Origin of the sequence: Clostridium punense, from assembly GCF_017874425.1 — a bacterium.
GTDB lineage: Bacteria > Bacillota > Clostridia > Clostridiales > Clostridiaceae > Clostridium_J > Clostridium_J punense.
Map to the genome: position 1 here is coordinate 1 of NZ_JAGGLL010000018.1, position 16,609 is coordinate 16,609.

Sequence of the window (16,609 nt, forward strand, 5' to 3'; positions counted from 1 at the left end):
CAGAGTTGAAACTTAACTTATACATGAGTCCTACACTGGTTCCCTTAAGGGTTTATGAGGATGAATAAGTTAAAAGTCCATCATGGAACCCTATAATAGTAAAATATAAAAATGATATTTCATAATAAATAAAAGACCATAATAACACATAGGCCATTAATACTAAAGTTAAATCCTTTAGCATTAATGGCTTTATTATTAGAAGATTGATATTCAGTTGTTTTAGCATGGCCGTCATTATCCAATGAAAAATAAACAATCTGCATAGCTATTATATAGAATTTATAAATATATAAGGTTATATCTATAATAAGATAATGCGATATATTTATAACAAGATAAGAAGATATAGTATTTATACAGGTTTGAGAGCTCTTTATGAAAATTTAAGGCTATTAAAATACTGTGTTTTTTATAGGAATATTAATTATTAAGACTATTGATAGTGCTTTTATAACTAAGTAAGTCTTGTGCCATTCCAGAGTCCTCCGTTGGAAGGACTTTCACCATAGCCCCAAGTTCCTTTAAAGGAATTGCCATCCTTTGAGAATTTCATTATAAGGGTACCTTTAGTTTCATAAGTTCCATCCTTATTTATATCTTGATACCAATTTCCAGTCATAGTATCGGTGTAAATAACAGCAACTATTCTTCCATTATTAAAATCAAATTCGCCGCTCACATTAAAACCAGTCTGTCTCAAAGTCATTAGATTAAAGTTTGTGTTCCAAGTACCAGTAGTGTCGATGGTTTCTATTTGATTTGCAAATTCACTAAGAGTGCCTACTTTCTTACCAGTCCAAACTCCTTCATTGGTAAAACTCTCGTTAAGACCTCGACTTCCTGTAAAAGTATTATTAGGACTAAAGGTGAGTCTAAAATTTCCATTTGTATCAAAAGAACCTAACTTGAATCTACTTTCATACCAATCACCAATTAAAATATTTCCTTCTAGAACTCCTTCGAGAATACCATTATTCTTATCGTATCGACCGACAACAGTAGAACTCTTTTGTTCAAGATAAAGCCTAGCATAATTAGTGTCCCAAGTTCCAGTTACATTCACTTTTTCCTCTAAAAGCTTTCTACCATACCAAATTCCCCCACCACTGATATCCTTACCAAAGCCCCAAGTTCCGTCAAAACTATTACCGTCATTAAAAAAATTAAACCGAAATAGTCCTGAATTATCTACTTCTGTCCAACTTCCTTCCATTATATTTCCGTTTAAAGTTCCAATTACCTTTCCATTATTAAACTCATAGGTACCTGTTACTACGTTGCCGTCTTGAGATAAAACCATTTTGACTGGTGCACCTTTCCAGCCAGTTGTCCATGTTCCACTTACATCAATCCGTGGTAAGGGAAAATTACAAGTATTTTCAAAATTAACCCATACCTCCTGATTATCTGGTAGAGAGCAACTCTTACATGAAAATAATCTATTTTTATTGTCCGCTGACAAAGGGTAAAACCTCCAAAACTCATTGCACTAATATGATATGCTAGTAAATCCATTAAAGAAACTAATTTGTAGGTGATATTTTCAGAAATAATAATTTATATGTAATTTTATAAAACTATTGCTAATATAATTTTTAAAAAAGTTTAAATATTAAACTAAGGGGTAATATTTAAATAAGGCAATTAAAATGTTAGTATGAAAGGACAGTTGTTAGGTGTTATGAATAAAAGGCATATTGCAATTAGTTTTATTATAGGATTTTTTGCGGTATTTTATGGGTATAAAGCTAGCGCATCTCAAGATAATCTTTATTATAAAAGTAAGATTAAAACTCCCCAGGCTGCAAAACTATTAAAAAAAACAAACATTCAAAGTTCTTATATAGTAATATTAGACTCGGGCATTGACTATAAATATGAAAAGCAAAATAAGGGAAAATATATCTATGGAACGAGGTGTGTGACAGCTTGGGGAGAATACCACAAAGATCCTTGGACTAGTTATGGGGTAGGAATTAATCACGGTTCAGAGGTTCAGTTTGTTTGTGATGAAATAATCTCTGATTTAAGAGTTAATAATGAAAAGCAGTATAGTTTAAATCAGCCAATAATGACAATACAGTATAAAATTTCTGAGCCAGATGGAACATCGAATGTGGAAAGACTAATATATGCTATTAATGATGTAATTGACCAATATGTAATAAAGGAAAAGTTAAATATAGCAGCCATAAATTTTAGTAGTATTATATCCTTTAAAGGTGAAGGTAATGAGAAAATTGAAAAGCTTAAAAAAGAATTAGAAGAGGCAATTGAAAGAGCTTCTTCCTATGGAATAACCTTTGTTACAGCGGCAGGAAATGATAACATGGAAATATATAATTACAGTGCTAATTTTGACAATGTCATAGCTGTAGGATCAACAGATGCCAATAACAATAGAGCACTTTGGGGTGAAAGTGGGGGATCCTGCTTCGGAAAGCAATTAGATATAGTTGCTCCAGGAGATAAGCTTTTGGTGTTTAATAAAGATAAGAAGCCAGTAGTAGATAGCGGAACTTCCTATTCAGCTCCTATGGTTTCTGCAGCAATAGGGTTGATGAAGGGAATTAATCCTGAATTGAAGCCTAGTGATATTGAAGAAATACTTAAAAATACTTCAGCTGACTTAGGCAAAAAAGGGAGAGACGATTATTTTGGCTATGGGCTATTGAACATAGAAAAAGTAGTTGAAACATTAATAAAAAGAGAAGGAAGTTTTTAAATAAATTACTTTTAAAGATGTTTTAGAAGGTTAAGGCTGATTTTTTAAGGGGATGTTGACAAGCATTGCAGTACTCACCCTAGGTAAGTAGCCATGCTGCAAGAAAGTACCTATGCTTAGTGCAAATCCACTTCTAATGTTGTTAAATAAAATCAACTTGTTCATTACTTAATACATTAGAGATAAGATGCACAGGAAAAACATACTCCTGTGCATTTACCATATCATATATAATTTAATTTAAATATGATTAAGATAATTTGGTTAACGTGTTAATAGACGGTGGAAGAGTTAAAAACTAAATCTTTTACTTAAGAGTGTTAACTGCAGCTTCTATTCTAGTTAAAGCTTTTTCTAAAACCTCTCTAGGACAAGCTACATTCATTCTTTGAAAGCCTTCACCACCGTAGCCAAATTCAATTCCATTGTTTAAACCAACTCCAGCTTTATGAATCATAAAGTTCTTAAGTTCTTCAGCATTAAAGTCCAAATCCCTACAATCCAGCCATGCAAGATAGGTTCCTTCAGGGGGAATCAATTTAATCTTAGGAATACGAGTTTTAAGAAAGTGGTCTAAAAACTTCATATTGCCTTCAAGGTAAATGATCAACTGTACAAGCCAATCTTCACCATGAGTATAGGCAGCTTCAAGGGCAGTTACCCCAAAGGTATTACACATAGATATTCCAAGGTTATTAAGCACTGCATTATACTTATTTAAAAGTTCCTCATTTGGAATTATTAAAGTAGCAGTAGCAAGACCGGCTATATTAAAGGTTTTACTAGGAGCTATACAAGTAACTGTTCTTAGTGCTAATTCCTCTGAAATTGACGCAATAGAAATGTGCTTGTAAGAAGGATAAATTAAGTCTGAATGTATTTCATCAGAAATAATAGTAACGTTATATTTTATGCATAAATCCCCTAAAAGCTTAAGTTCTTCTAGAGACCATACTCTACCTACTGGGTTATGAGGATTACATAAAATCATAAGTTTAACTCCAGCTTTAAATTTACTTTCAAGATCTTTAAAATCCATGTAATACTTCTCATGAACTAACTTTAGCGGACTATTTACCAATATCCTTTCATGATTTTCAATAGCAGAAAAGAAAGGAAAATAAACTGGGGATTGAACTAAAATTTTATCACCAGGATTTGAGTATGCAAGAACACACATATTTATTCCAGGAACGATACCAGGGCTATGAGCAATCCAAGACTTTTTTATCTCCCAGCCATGTCTTTTTTTCATCCAGTTAATTATTGAATTATAATAGGATTCAGGGTTTCCAGTGTATCCATAAATACCATGCTTTGCCCTTTCTTCAATGGCTTTTATTATAGGTTCAGCACACTTAAAATCCATGTCTGCCACCCAAAGGGGAAGGACATCTTCCTTATTAAATATAGTGTTAACATAATCCCATTTTAAAGAATTAGTACCCATTCGGTTTATAAGAGAATCGAAATTATACTCCATTGTAGACTCCTTTCTAAATATAAATTATTAAACTACTAATGTAACAATTTAGTGCATAAGTTATAAAACTCTCAAAGTTAACTCGTAATTAAGAAAAACTAGATTCTTCTTAATTAGAAACTAGCTTATTGATTTATCACTAAATCTTTTAGAAATTTAAGTTAGACTCATACACAAGCTGGGCTTTAACTTTAACTACATATATAATTATTATACCAAAATCTTACTTATGGTTCCTAATAAAAAGTAATTCAAAAAGATTGATTTACCTGGAATAAATTCCAAATGTTTCCTATGAAACATTTTTATATTTGATTTTTACTTACAAAGTAGATACACTTTAACTTTCCAATTTTATTAATCTTAGAGTAACAAAAGTTAAGAGTAACAAAAGTGTACAAGCTGCATAATATATTATTAGGCACCATTGCCCTTACTTAAGTAAAAGTTAAATACTTTGAGAAATATTATATAGATAGGTAGATTGAGGAGTAACTTATTCATTTACCTATACTATGGCATATCTAACTTTTGAAATGAAAATATATATTTTTATTTTTAAAGTCTATATTTCTTAAAGATACTTTTACTTAAAATTTAATAGGAGTGATTTAGATGACAGATACAGAAAATTTAAGAGCTATTTTAAACTCTCCAGAAGGAAGAGAATTAGTAAGAAGATTAAACAATAATGGAAACTACAACGCAGCAGCTCTAAATAATTACAATTATAGTTGTGGGTATCCAGGTGGGAATTGTCATTGCAATACAGGAAATGACGACTTTGGATTATTACTTTTAGGTCTATTATTATTCTGTGGTTGCGGTTGGTGCTGTTGGTAATAATAACTTCATTTCAAGACCTTTAAATGGTTTTGGAGGTTGACGCAATAGAATATTCTCCTTTATTCTTATAAATAATAAGTTGCATGAAAAGTAATACTTTATTTTGGCCAGGGAGTGGACAACCATCCCTGGTCTTTGTTATAATTTTAGAACCTTTTACAATGAAGAGAGTATTTATAATTGTAGAAGGCTAATAGATTAATAAGTATATTAATTAGCAACTGATTATAAGATAAGATGCTATAAGTTCTCAAAAGATTTTTATAGAAAACCAGAATTAAAGCTTAACTTATACATGAGTACTAGATAGGGTCCTTTAAGTGACTATGGAGATGAAGAAGTTAAAATTCCATCATAGAACCCTATAGAGATTGGATTTTATTATATAGAAAAATTAAGTGTAAGAGGAATTTACTTGTTTAGTAGGATCAACTTTGTAACATAAACCATACTGGGTTACAAAAATTTCCTAAAGGATAAGGAGTAAAAATGTAGAATTTATAATGGTAGGGAGGCGGTTATATGAGAATAATAAACAAAAGATTAAGAAGTGTAGGGGTAATTGCTACCTTACTTACAGCCTTAATTAGCTTTACTGGATGTGCCAGTGGGAATACAGCTGTTGATAAAAACACTACGCAGCAGGTTCAGGGGGAAAGTAAAGGTGATGGTTCAACAAGTCCAGCATCAGTTAATGAAAATTCAGGAGTAAAAGGTGAGTTAAAGGTTCATTTTCTAGACGTTGGGCAAGCGGACTCAATTTTAATTCAGCAAGGTGAACAATCTATGCTAGTGGATGCAGGAAATAATGATGATGGAAACCTAGTTAAGGATTATTTACAAAAGCAAGGAATTAAAAACCTAGAGTTTTTAGTGGGAACCCATCCTCATGAGGATCATATAGGTGGCCTTGATTATGTTATTAACGCTTTTAAAGTTGGAAAGCTATATATGCCAAAAGCATCTTCAAATACTAAGACTTTTACAGATGTTGTTAATGCAGCAAAAAACAAGGGCTTAAGTTTTACAGCACCTAATCCAGGAGAAAGCTTTAAATTAGGGGAAGCAACTGTGACAATTTTATCCCCAAATGGCTCTGGGTATGAGGATTTAAATAATTATTCTATAGTAGTTAAAGTAGCCTTTGGAAATACTTCTTTTCTTTTAACAGGAGATGCAGAAGATGTGTCAGAAAAGGAAATAATGGCTAAAGGGTTTGATGTGTCCTCTACAGTTTTAAAGGTTGGGCATCATGGAAGCAATAGCTCTACTACGTTAGAATTTTTAAGCAAAGTTAATCCTAAATATGCAGTGATTTCTGTAGGAAAAGATAATACTTATGGACATCCAAAGCAAAATATTTTGGACAGACTAAAAGGAAAAGGTATACCAGTATATAGAACAGATGAAAGTGGTACTATTATTGCAACTAGTAATGGAACTTCAGTAACTTTTAGTGCTAAGCCAGGAACTTATAATGGTTTTGGAAATTCTACGGGTTCAAGTGATAAAAGCTCCTATGAAGAAAAAGAAGATAGTGCTGTGGCTAGCACTGCTGCACCAGCACCAAGTGTAAAGGAGGAGAGTAGTGTAACTACTCCAGCTTCAGAGTCTTCAAGTTCTAATAGAATAGTATATTGGACACCAAATGGTAAATCCTATCACTATGATAAGAACTGCTCAACTTTATCAAGAAGCAAAACAATTAACGAAGGGGCGCTCTCATCAACTCCAAAATCGGACCCTTGTGATAAATGTGTGAAATAATAAAGTATCAAGTTAATAAAGTTTTCAAGACTTTGAGGTTTATATATAAATTTAGATGAATTTTGAAGGTATGGGGAGGATATTATGAAGTTTATAATAGACAGATTTGAAGGTAGCTTTGCTGTTTGTGAAGATGAAGAAGGAAGCATGCACAATATTGAGAAAAACCTTATTATTGGAAATCCAAAAGAAGGGGATATTATTGAAAAACAGGGAGACATTTATAACATAAATCCTGAAGAAACGGAAAAAAGAAAAAAAGAAGTTGAGGAATTAATGAAGGACATGTGGAGTTAATTTTTAAAAGTTATCAAATTTAATATAGCATAATAAAATACAAAATAATAATCATATAAAAGGCCCTATAAGTGGATTTAAACTTATAGGGCTTTGAGTTTCAAATTAAAGTAGAAGTAAACTTCATAGAGCTAACAGCTTTGGATGAATCCTAGACTACTATTTATAAAGCTGACAGCTTGAACTTTTCAAAGCTACATTAAATTATAAAGTCTTTTTTTCTATAAATAAAATAAGTTGCAGTAGTAGTTACTGTTATAATAACTATAGATATTATTATATTTGAAGTTTCAATACCAGTTTTAAGTAGCTCTGATGGTACTGCAAAATGAAAAGGAGAAAAGTATTTCAAAAATTCAAGACTATCTATCATACCAGAGAAGGTTCCAAGTAAATAAGTGGTAAAGAATATTCCTGTAGATATAGGCATTGCAAGTCTTAGGTTTTTTATTACAACTGAAATTAAAAAGCCTATGGACATAAATACTAAACCTACTAAAAAAAAGCCACCAAAGAGAAGTTTCATATCCATTACTAAATCTATTACTTTTAAGTCTGCTGGTTTAACAATTAGTGAAATTCCTATAGAAGCTAAAGCCATAAACATTACAAATAAATAGAAAATAACCACAGAAGATAGGATTTTCATAGTAACAATTTTAGTTCTGCTCACAGGTTGAGCATAAAGAAATTCAATTGTACCTTCACTTTCTTCTTTAATTAAAGACTTAGCACCTAAAATTCCACCATAAATAGAGCCAGCAATTACTATATATTGAAATACATAAGCAAAGTACTCATTAAGTTTTGAAAAATCAGGCATATTTTCTAAGTTAAAAGCTTCAAGAAGAGCTTTAGGCATGGCATCCATTTTAGTGTTAACAAGTTCTTGCATTCCACTATCTTTCATGGAAGGAAACATGGACATAAACAAGATAATTAGTAAAATACAAACAATGCTCCATATAGCTAAAGGCTTTAATCCTCTTTTTAGTTCCATTTTAAACATATTCATTTATTTCCCCTCCATTTCGTAATAAGCCATAAACACTTCTGAAAGTTTCTTTTCCTCAATTATTAAATCCTCTACAGGATATTTTACTAAAAGGGAAAGAAGCTTATTAATATCACCATTATAATTAAACAATAATATATTATCTTTAAATTCAAGAATTTCTCCCCCTAGAGCTTTAACTTCTTCTGAAAGGTTTTGAGAAAGCTTTAAGGTGATTCTTTTAACCTTTTTGTTGGCAAATTCCTCTATATTTTTAACTTCAATGATTTTACCTTCTTTAATTATGGCTACTCTATCACAAAACTCTTCTACTTCCGTTAAGTTGTGACTAGATAAGAAGATAGTAGAGCCAGAATTTTTAAGAGCTACTAGCTCAGTGAATAGCTTTTGCTGAACCAGTGGATCTAGTCCATTAGTAGGCTCGTCTAAAATTAAAAGCTTTGGCTTATGAATAAAAGCTTGAATTAGAGCTACCTTCTTTTTATTTCCTAGGGATAATTCAAAAATCTTTTTATTTAAATCCACATCGAAAGTCTTAATTAAGTGCTCAACATATTCTTCATCAATGTTTTTCTTAAAGGTTTTGGCATAGTTAATTATTTCTCCAACCTTTACATCATCATAATATCTAACCTCACTTGGTACGTAGCCTAAATCCTCTTTTATTTTAGTTGTATCCGTAACACAATCTAAGCGAAAGATTTTAGCCTCCCCACTAGTAGGAAAGATTAGGTTTAGTAGCACCTTTATAGTAGTTGACTTACCAGCTCCGTTAGGACCAATAAATCCGTAAATTTCACCTTTCTTTACTGATAGGGTAACCCCATCGATTCCACGGCTTTTACCATAGGTTTTAGTTAAATTTTTGATATCTATAACATTCATAATAACCCCTCCATACTGTAATGAAATATATATAGGTTGCAATAGAATTTCTATATTATAAGGTGATTTTGAGCAACTTACATCAAATAGAATATAATATAGAATGCAATATTTTTATTGCATTCTATATACATAAAAGAAATAAACTAAATTTATCCTCAAAATGCCATTAATTAAAAATATCTTAATTTTTCAGATTTTTACTTTGTTTATATATTGCAAGCTTACTGTTTAGTTCCTCTCCAGTTAATTTATAATATATGTGAAGTGAATTAAGTATTCCAAGGTAAAAAAGTGTATATCCTCCAGTGTAAAGTCCTAAGGAAGAGAGCTTTTGTACATTTATCCATCCAAACATATTGAGAAACAGTAGTATAGTTACGTAGCAGAGTATAAAATGAATTAGGAATTTTCCTTTCATAGAAATGCTATTTAAAGTAAATTCACCAAAAATTAGATATTGAATCAACACTAACACAATAGTTAAAATCATCAGCTGCCATACCACTATAAATTCCATGGAGGTGTTTCCCAGGAGCATATTTACAATAGTATAAATTATTATGGCTGCTGCATAGAAGAGTCCCCATACAAACTTAAATTGCATTAGTAATTCCATGTTTTTTTTCATACAATCACTCCTTTACATCCCTAAGATTTCCTTGATTACTGGCACATATTGCCTTGAAATGATCAGCTTTTCATCACTTTCTAGTAGAGCCTCTAATCTTCCATTAAATCTAGGTGAAAGTTTTTTTATTTTAGAAATATTTATTATAGTAGATTTGCTTGCTCTAAAGAAATCTAGCTTAGAAAGTTTTTCTTCTATTTCATAAAGCCGTAAATGAGTTTCTAAAACCTGAGCATCTGTATAAATAAAGGTCTTTTTATCCACTGTTTCAAAGTAATATATATCCTTTGGGTCAATGATGTAGGAAGTACCATTTGAAATACCAATGATTTTCTCATCATTTTGCTTAAGTAGTGAAATAATTCTTTGTATTTCGTCGTTAATTTCTGTGCATTTGATTATTACTTCTATTTCTTTATTTTCTGGAGAACTATCAATGGTTATCTTCAAAGTCATCACCTCCTAAAATTTTTTTCTTATTAAATATAAATTTTTAAAAACCAATTATTTTACAAATCCAATATCCAAAGCTAAATTAGTACCTTGGGTAAGTCATACTTATTGTAAGCATCCATGATAAAACTTAACCAGGAGCATTTTTATTTATTCATCATAATAATAAATATAAACTTACATATAAATAGCTGTCTAAGGGCTTTAGAAAAATACAAGTTTGGAAAATAATAAATATCTTATTTATATTCCATTATTTTCAACTTCATAGCTTAGTATTAATATAAACCTATAAATAAGCTATGTAAATAATCTAAGGAGTAAGTTGCAGTTTGAACCTACTGAGATGCATATTTAAGGCTAAGATAGTATTTTAATTTTACTTATATATCTAAAGTTTAAATAACCATTTGGCACTGGAGATGGATAAGTTTTAAAGGTGGCTATGAAAAAAATGTTCCATTATGTAAAAACAATTTAGAATTTTATAAAAACTGTATTTACAAATGTTTCTAAATATACTATAATTAACTTACTATGAGAGTGCATCTAGGGTTCCGATGGAAACATGTCTGGTCCGAGCGATGCAGGATTTTATCTACACTTTTAGGAAAAAAGCCTAAAGGACGAGTCTCAACCTATGAGATTTGTACTTTAGGCTTTATTTTTTTACAAATTTTTAAGACTAAATAGTAATCATGAAAGTTGCAATAAATCAGTGCACAATTTATTTCAATAGAATATGAACTACAAAAGGTCTTAATTATTAATACACAAATAAAAAAGGGGGGCGCTTTTATGAGCATCATCAAGGTAAATAATCTATGCAAGACTTTTAAAGTAAAAACTAAAGAACCAGGGCTAAGTGGAAGCATAAAATCAATGTTTGCACCTTCCTATAAGGAAGTGAAGGCTGTAAAGGATATTTCCTTTCAAGTAGAAAAGGGGGAAATATTAGCCTTTATTGGGCCAAATGGAGCAGGAAAGTCAACAACAATTAAAATGATGACTGGGATTTTACATCCTTCCTCAGGTGATATTGAGGTTCTAGGATTAAACCCAGCTAAAGATAGAAGGGAATTGTCCTATAAAATAGGTACAGTATTTGGACAGAAATCACAACTTTGGTTTCACTTACCTCCACTAGACAGTTTTAATTTACTGGGAAATATTTATGAAATGGATAAGGATAAACTTAAAAAGAGAATTGAAATGCTAAAGGAAGTTTTTGAAATAGGAGATTTAATGGATGTACCTGTTAGAAAACTATCCTTAGGACAAAGAATTCGCTGTGAAATTGCAGCTTCAATTTTACATGAACCAGAAATAATTTTCTTGGATGAGCCAACTATTGGATTAGATGTAGTAGTTAAGCAAAAAATCAGAGAGCTTATTTTACAGCTAAATAAGGAAGAGAAGACTACAATTTTCTTAACTTCCCATGATGCTGGAGACATTGAGCAGCTATGTAAAAGAGCCATCATAATAAACCATGGAGAAGTAGTACTAAATGAAACTATTAAAAGTCTTAAATATGATTATCTAAATAAAAAGGAAATCCACATTAAATATAGTGACTCTGTAAATTTACAAGATTCAAAGTTGAATATCATAAAGCACAAAGGGAATGCAGTAAAGGTACAAGTTGATACCACAAAACAGGATATAGATGAGGTATTAACAACACTTATAAAATGTGGAAAGGTTAATGATATCACCATATCAGAAGCACCTTTAGAGGAGGTAATCTCACTAATTTATACACAAAAAAAGGGTGGTGAGAACTATGCAATTAATTCGTAAATATGGCCAAATTTCAAAAATCACCATGGCAAACAGCCTAGTATACTTTTGGAACTTCCTAGGTAAGAATATATTTTTCATCTTTATTATGTTTATATATCTAATGCTTTGGAAAGCCATTTACAGTGAAAAGGGAGCTTTAGTTGGAGGACTTACCTTAAATCAAATGATTTGGTATTTAGTTGTTACAGAGCTTATAACTCTTTCAAGAACAGAGGTACACCTTCAAGTAAATGAAGATGTTAAAAGTGGAAATATAGCTTATCTTTTAAATAAACCTTATAACTATGTATTATATTGTTTTTCTTATTTTCTTGGAGAAGTAGGGGTAAAGCTTTTGACAAATGGAATTATAGGAATTTTAGTAGGATTAATTTATGTAGGAACTTTGCAAGGTTTTAATTTTGCACACTTACCTTTTATATTTTTATCCTTAATGGTGGGATGTTTTATAAATTTCTTTATTTATATATCCCTAGCACTAACCTCCTTTTGGTTTGAAGAAAATAGTGCGTTCTTTTGGATTTATTCAAAGCTTATTTTTACCTTAGGTGGAATGTTGATGCCAATAGAGCTTTTTCCTAATTGGCTTAAGAATATATCACAATATTTACCCTTTGCCTATGTAACTTATGTGCCAGGAAAACTTGCAGTAGACTTTTCCTTTAGCGCATTTTACAAAGGTTTTGGAATACAAATAATTTATTTAATAGGATTTTTCTTGCTAGCTATGATTTTATACAGAAAGGGGGCAAAGAACTTAAATGTTAATGGAGGTTAAAAAGAGCTTAAAGCTCATGGGTTTTTATTTTAAATTTAATTTATCTGCAGTGATGGAGTATAGAGTGAGTTTTTTAATGCAGTGTTTTGGAATGGCACTAAACAATTCTGCTTTCATATTTTTCTGGTGGATACTATTTAACAACGTAAATATTATAGGGGGCTATGGCTTTACAGATGTAATGATGCTGTGGGCAATATCTTCAGCAAGTTTTGGACTTTGCTTCATAACTTTTGGCAATGTAAATCAAATCACTAGGATGATTTTAAATGGGGAGTTAGACACCTATTTATTACAACCTAAGGATCCTTTAATAAATATTCTTTGTTCAAAGACCATAATTTCAGCGTGGGGTGATACCTTATATGGAATAATTTTATTTTTCTTCATTAAGGGCTTTAATATTAAAGCTTTTGGGTTATTTTTACTCTTTATAATTACAGGGGCATTAATCTTTGCTTCAGTTTTAGTAACCATACATGCCTTAAGTTTTTATAGTGGTAACACCGAAGGCATTGCACAGCTTACCACTGAATTTCTAATAAGCTTTACTATATATCCAGAAGGCATATTTAAAGGTGGACTTAGGTATGTTTTGTATACTCTAATACCAGCTGCTTTCATGGTATATATGCCCGCTAGAATTATAAGCAATTTTAGTTTGCCAATGCTATTTTCAGTGCTAGCCGTAGCAGTTATGTGGATAATCATTGCTTATACCGCCTTTTATAAAGGTCTTAAAAAATACGAATCAGGAAACTTAATTATAAACAAACTTTAAAAAGTGTAAGAGTTAGCTCCAAGAGCACTATATAAGAAATTTGGATTTGTGGAGGATGAGTTACTTATAGATAGAAACTATCCACAGCAAAAGTTTATATTGCATAGGAGTTAATACATGGGGGAGAAAAAATGAGAATAGGAATAATTGGACCTACAGAAAAAGAAATACAGCCTTTTATAGATAAAATTAAAGATAAAAAGCTCTGTGAAAAAGCTATGTTAAAGTTTTATACAGGAACTTATGAAGGTAGTGAAGTAGTAGCAGTATTATGTGGAGTTTGCAAAGTAAATGCTGCTATTGCAACACAAATTCTAATTGATAACTTTGGAGTTACTCAGGTTATCTTAACTGGAGTTGCTGGTGCCTTAAATAAAAAGCTTAAAATTGGAGATACAGTTATTTCAAATGAAGTAGCTTACCATGATGTGAAAGGTGGAATTTTAACAGAATACCATCCTTGGATGGAGGATATATATTTTAGACCAGATGCAAATTTACTAAGCTTATGCGAAGAAGTTGGCAAAGAATTAGAACCTCAGAATAAATGCTATATTGGAAGGATAATTACTGGAGAAGCCTTTATTACACACAATGAAAGAGAAGATTTAATAGAAAGATTTAACCCTTTATGTGTGGATATGGAAAGTGCTAGTGTAGCTCATAGCTGCTATGTTAATAAAATCCCCTTTATAGTTATCCGATCTATGTCAGATAATGCTGATGAGAATGGTTCGGAATCTTTTAAAAGTAATGTAGAATTAGCAGCACTAAACTCAATTAAAGTAGCAGAAGGGCTTATTAGAAAGCTAAGTAGCTAATTTAATTATTAAGATTTATAGCACGTTAGGGGGGATAAGAAGTGAGAGTATCCATATTAACAAGTGGATTTCCTAATGGATTTACTGAGGATTTTATTAATTGTATAAAAGAATATTATCATAATAATGGATCTATGTTATTTATTGCATCAGACTTTGCTGAACACTCAAAAACTGATAAATATCTGCAAGTATTTCTCACCATGTTCAGAGAAAACGGTGTTGTTTTCAATGAAGTTAACACCATAGATTATAGAACTTCTAAAGAAAAAGCCCTTGAATATATAGAAAATGCTGAGGTAATTTGGCTTTCAGGTGGAGACACATTAAAGCAAATTCAGCATATGAAAGAATACAATATAATTCCTGCTCTGCAGAAGAGGGAAGGGATTACCATTGGAATGAGTGCTGGTTCAATAAATATGGCTAAAAGAGTAGTGCTGGCAAGAGATATAAATGATAACATTCTAGAACTAGCTATTTATGAGGGCATTGGACTTGTAGACATTAATGTTGAACCTCACTTAGATTCTGCAAGTGAAGACCATATGAGAGAAGTTTATGAAGCATCACAGTATGGAACTATTTATGGGTTATATGATAATTCATTTATTAAAATTGTGGATAATAACATGGACATTTATGGGACTTATTTTAAGTATAAAAATGGTGAGAATGTGGTGTAGGTCTTTTAAATAGTAGCTTACTTAGAATTAAGAGTTTTACCTTGAATTGGGAGGGGATAGTGTATGGAAGCAATAACTCAATATGCTAACGAGGAATTATGGGAGCATGAATGGGAAAGGGAATATAAATATGGAGTTATTTTATTTATTCCACCAGAGCCCCTCCTATCTATGGTAAATCAATTAAGGCAAAAGTATGATAACTTTTCAGCAGAGGGATGTTGTGCTCACATAAGCTTAACAATGCCGCTTAAATGTCCACTAACAATTGAAGGAATAAATGAAATTCAAAAGAAATTATCAAACTTTAATAGGTTTAATGTCCAGTATGGACCCTTTATAAACTTTCTTCCAGTTGCAAATGGCGTGGTTTTAGAGATTAAGGAACAAGAAAAGTTTGAAAAATTATATAAAATTATTGAAAGTGTAGAGAGTATTGAGTTTTACAGTAGAAAGTGGTCTTTTAAAGCACATATGACAATTGCTGAGTTTATAAGTAAAGATGATACGTTAGCTTTAACTGAAGAACTAAATAAAAATCTGATACAGGGTTCATTTATTTGCCATAGAGTTTCTTATATGGTTCCAAACCAAGATATGGTATTTGAAAAGATTATGGACTTCAATTTGAAATAGTATAGCTTACCTTGTAGTACGATTAAGTTGTTAGGGTAACAATTTTAAAGCTAATTGAAAATAGAAATAGGAAGATAAAAATGAAGGATATTAAAATAAAACCTCAAGAATTTGTAAAAGGGAAAGCATTAGAATATTTAAATGAACTTCCTAAGTTTAAAGCTTTTATTTATAAATTATCATTCATTTTAGTTTGATTTGTTTCTACAGAATTATGAGGTTCTAATTCAGGGGGATATGTGACTATTTTATTTGTGATAAAGAAATAGACCACATAATTTCTCAAGGAATAACATGGGGAGAGGGAAGAACTTAAGATGAAAATAAAAGGTTAAGAGAGTAATTAGCTAAATTAAAGAGTATAAAGCAAGTCACAATCGTAAATTATTGCGAATTAAATGGAGGATGTTATATGGCACAATTTTATTTAGTTAGACATGGACAACCAGATTATAGCCCATGTGATGAAAGAGGATATATAGGACATGGCAAAGATTTGGCGCCTTTATCAAAAGAAGGTATAGCACAAGCATTGGCAACAGCATTAGACCCGAGATTAAAAAGTGCAGATATTATTTTATCTTCCCCATATACAAGGGCTTTACAGACTGCTGCAATTATTTCTCAAAAGACAAATATTGATATAACAGTAGAGATGGACTTACATGAATGGATGCCTGATTTAACTTTTCAATATCGTGTATTTGAAGAATGTTTAGACTTAACAAAAGATTTTAATAATCATAAAGGTATCTATCCTAACGGAGAGACAAGACGATGGGAAGACTTAAATTCATTAAGAAGTAGAGTTAAAAAGGTTGCTGATAAGTACGCTAATTGTAATAAAGTGATAATGGTATGCCATGAAATGGTTATAAGAACATTGACATATGCAGAAAGAATTGCCCCTGGTGAAATAATTGAGTGTCATTATGAAATAGGAAAAAGTGATGAACTTTATTCTTTCGCATAATAAACAAGAATTAATTCACAACT

The 16,609-nt window shown here is 31.1% G+C and carries 17 protein-coding genes; 11 read left to right on the forward strand and 6 right to left on the reverse strand.

The window, feature by feature from the left end; all coding sequences use genetic code 11:
• Positions 1–457: 457 nt before the first annotated feature.
• A complete protein-coding gene (locus J2Z44_RS11825; protein ID WP_209649594.1) occupies positions 458–1,465 on the reverse strand; it encodes a hypothetical protein in 1,008 nt (335 codons plus the stop codon).
• 219 nt (positions 1,466–1,684) lie between these two features.
• On the opposite strand from J2Z44_RS11825, the gene J2Z44_RS11830 reads away from it, so the two are divergent.
• Positions 1,685–2,728, forward strand: coding sequence for a S8 family peptidase (locus J2Z44_RS11830; RefSeq protein ID WP_209649595.1), 1,044 nt, complete (start codon positions 1,685–1,687; stop codon positions 2,726–2,728).
• 307 nt (positions 2,729–3,035) lie between these two features.
• On the opposite strand, the gene J2Z44_RS11835 is transcribed toward J2Z44_RS11830, so the two are convergent.
• Positions 3,036–4,211, reverse strand: coding sequence for a MalY/PatB family protein (locus J2Z44_RS11835; RefSeq protein WP_021285191.1), 1,176 nt, complete (start codon positions 4,209–4,211; stop codon positions 3,036–3,038).
• Between the two features lie 615 nt (positions 4,212–4,826).
• Here J2Z44_RS11835 and J2Z44_RS11840 point away from each other — a divergent pair.
• The 3 genes from J2Z44_RS11840 (at position 4,827) to J2Z44_RS11850 (ending at position 7,121) form a co-directional block, all read left to right on the forward strand.
• On the forward strand, positions 4,827–5,054 hold the full coding sequence (locus J2Z44_RS11840; protein ID WP_021285192.1) for a hypothetical protein: 228 nt from the start codon (positions 4,827–4,829) through the stop codon (positions 5,052–5,054).
• A gap of 525 nt (positions 5,055–5,579) precedes the next feature.
• Positions 5,580–6,824 (forward strand): ComEC/Rec2 family competence protein, encoded by a 1,245-nt coding sequence (locus J2Z44_RS11845; protein WP_021285193.1) that lies wholly within the window; start codon positions 5,580–5,582, stop codon positions 6,822–6,824.
• Positions 6,825–6,908: 84 nt separating this feature from the next.
• Complete coding sequence (locus J2Z44_RS11850; protein ID WP_021285194.1) at positions 6,909–7,121, forward strand: DUF3006 domain-containing protein; 213 nt, start codon at positions 6,909–6,911, stop codon at positions 7,119–7,121.
• Positions 7,122–7,320: 199 nt separating this feature from the next.
• Here the strand turns inward: J2Z44_RS11850 and J2Z44_RS11855 are convergent, their stop codons facing one another.
• From J2Z44_RS11855 to J2Z44_RS11870, 4 genes are all read right to left on the reverse strand, one after another.
• Positions 7,321–8,136 (reverse strand): ABC transporter permease subunit, encoded by an 816-nt coding sequence (locus tag J2Z44_RS11855; protein WP_021285195.1) that lies wholly within the window; start codon positions 8,134–8,136, stop codon positions 7,321–7,323.
• The gene (locus J2Z44_RS11860) at positions 8,137–9,021 is read right to left on the reverse strand and encodes an ABC transporter ATP-binding protein (protein ID WP_021285196.1); all 885 of its coding nucleotides are present in this window, start codon (positions 9,019–9,021) and stop codon (positions 8,137–8,139) included.
• A gap of 184 nt (positions 9,022–9,205) precedes the next feature.
• Positions 9,206–9,652 carry a DUF3021 family protein gene (locus tag J2Z44_RS11865; protein WP_021285197.1) on the reverse strand — a complete coding sequence of 149 codons (447 nt, stop codon included), beginning with the start codon at positions 9,650–9,652 and terminating at the stop codon, positions 9,206–9,208.
• A 12-nt stretch (positions 9,653–9,664) separates the two neighbouring features.
• Positions 9,665–10,102, reverse strand: coding sequence for a LytTR family DNA-binding domain-containing protein (locus J2Z44_RS11870; protein ID WP_021285198.1), 438 nt, complete (start codon positions 10,100–10,102; stop codon positions 9,665–9,667).
• 801 nt (positions 10,103–10,903) lie between these two features.
• Here J2Z44_RS11870 and J2Z44_RS11875 point away from each other — a divergent pair.
• From J2Z44_RS11875 to J2Z44_RS11905, 7 genes are all read left to right on the forward strand, one after another.
• The gene (locus J2Z44_RS11875) at positions 10,904–11,908 is read left to right on the forward strand and encodes an ABC transporter ATP-binding protein (protein ID WP_021285199.1); all 1,005 of its coding nucleotides are present in this window, start codon (positions 10,904–10,906) and stop codon (positions 11,906–11,908) included.
• Positions 11,892–12,689, forward strand: coding sequence for an ABC transporter permease (locus J2Z44_RS11880; protein WP_021285200.1), 798 nt, complete (start codon positions 11,892–11,894; stop codon positions 12,687–12,689). The genes J2Z44_RS11875 and J2Z44_RS11880 overlap by 17 nt, the downstream gene beginning before the upstream one ends.
• Positions 12,673–13,470: an ABC transporter permease gene (locus J2Z44_RS11885; RefSeq protein WP_021285201.1), complete on the forward strand. Its 798-nt coding sequence runs from the start codon at positions 12,673–12,675 to the stop codon at positions 13,468–13,470. The genes J2Z44_RS11880 and J2Z44_RS11885 overlap by 17 nt, the downstream gene beginning before the upstream one ends.
• 131 nt (positions 13,471–13,601) lie before the next feature.
• The gene (locus J2Z44_RS11890) at positions 13,602–14,291 is read left to right on the forward strand and encodes a 5'-methylthioadenosine/adenosylhomocysteine nucleosidase (RefSeq protein WP_021285202.1); all 690 of its coding nucleotides are present in this window, start codon (positions 13,602–13,604) and stop codon (positions 14,289–14,291) included.
• A gap of 41 nt (positions 14,292–14,332) precedes the next feature.
• Positions 14,333–14,977 carry a Type 1 glutamine amidotransferase-like domain-containing protein gene (locus J2Z44_RS11895; protein ID WP_021285203.1) on the forward strand — a complete coding sequence of 215 codons (645 nt, stop codon included), beginning with the start codon at positions 14,333–14,335 and terminating at the stop codon, positions 14,975–14,977.
• A gap of 63 nt (positions 14,978–15,040) precedes the next feature.
• Positions 15,041–15,613: a 2'-5' RNA ligase family protein gene (locus J2Z44_RS11900; protein ID WP_021285204.1), complete on the forward strand. Its 573-nt coding sequence runs from the start codon at positions 15,041–15,043 to the stop codon at positions 15,611–15,613.
• Between the two features lie 412 nt (positions 15,614–16,025).
• Complete coding sequence (locus J2Z44_RS11905) at positions 16,026–16,586, forward strand: histidine phosphatase family protein (RefSeq protein WP_021285206.1); 561 nt, start codon at positions 16,026–16,028, stop codon at positions 16,584–16,586.
• Positions 16,587–16,609 lie beyond the last annotated feature (23 nt).

Bases quoted from the DNA above. Each gene is read 5' to 3' on its own strand.
- J2Z44_RS11830 (WP_209649595.1), top strand. From the start codon at position 1,685: ATGAATAAAAGGCATATTGCAATTAGTTTTATTATAGGATTTTTTGCG.
- J2Z44_RS11835 (WP_021285191.1), bottom strand. From the start codon at position 4,211: ATGGAGTATAATTTCGATTCTCTTATAAACCGAATGGGTACTAATTCT.
- J2Z44_RS11840 (WP_021285192.1), top strand. From the start codon at position 4,827: ATGACAGATACAGAAAATTTAAGAGCTATTTTAAACTCTCCAGAAGGA.
- J2Z44_RS11845 (WP_021285193.1), top strand. From the start codon at position 5,580: ATGAGAATAATAAACAAAAGATTAAGAAGTGTAGGGGTAATTGCTACC.
- J2Z44_RS11850 (WP_021285194.1), top strand. From the start codon at position 6,909: ATGAAGTTTATAATAGACAGATTTGAAGGTAGCTTTGCTGTTTGTGAA.
- J2Z44_RS11855 (WP_021285195.1), bottom strand. From the start codon at position 8,136: ATGAATATGTTTAAAATGGAACTAAAAAGAGGATTAAAGCCTTTAGCT.
- J2Z44_RS11860 (WP_021285196.1), bottom strand. From the start codon at position 9,021: ATGAATGTTATAGATATCAAAAATTTAACTAAAACCTATGGTAAAAGC.
- J2Z44_RS11865 (WP_021285197.1), bottom strand. From the start codon at position 9,652: ATGAAAAAAAACATGGAATTACTAATGCAATTTAAGTTTGTATGGGGA.
- J2Z44_RS11875 (WP_021285199.1), top strand. From the start codon at position 10,904: ATGAGCATCATCAAGGTAAATAATCTATGCAAGACTTTTAAAGTAAAA.
- J2Z44_RS11880 (WP_021285200.1), top strand. From the start codon at position 11,892: ATGCAATTAATTCGTAAATATGGCCAAATTTCAAAAATCACCATGGCA.
- J2Z44_RS11885 (WP_021285201.1), top strand. From the start codon at position 12,673: ATGTTAATGGAGGTTAAAAAGAGCTTAAAGCTCATGGGTTTTTATTTT.
- J2Z44_RS11890 (WP_021285202.1), top strand. From the start codon at position 13,602: ATGAGAATAGGAATAATTGGACCTACAGAAAAAGAAATACAGCCTTTT.
- J2Z44_RS11900 (WP_021285204.1), top strand. From the start codon at position 15,041: ATGGAAGCAATAACTCAATATGCTAACGAGGAATTATGGGAGCATGAA.
- J2Z44_RS11905 (WP_021285206.1), top strand. From the start codon at position 16,026: ATGGCACAATTTTATTTAGTTAGACATGGACAACCAGATTATAGCCCA.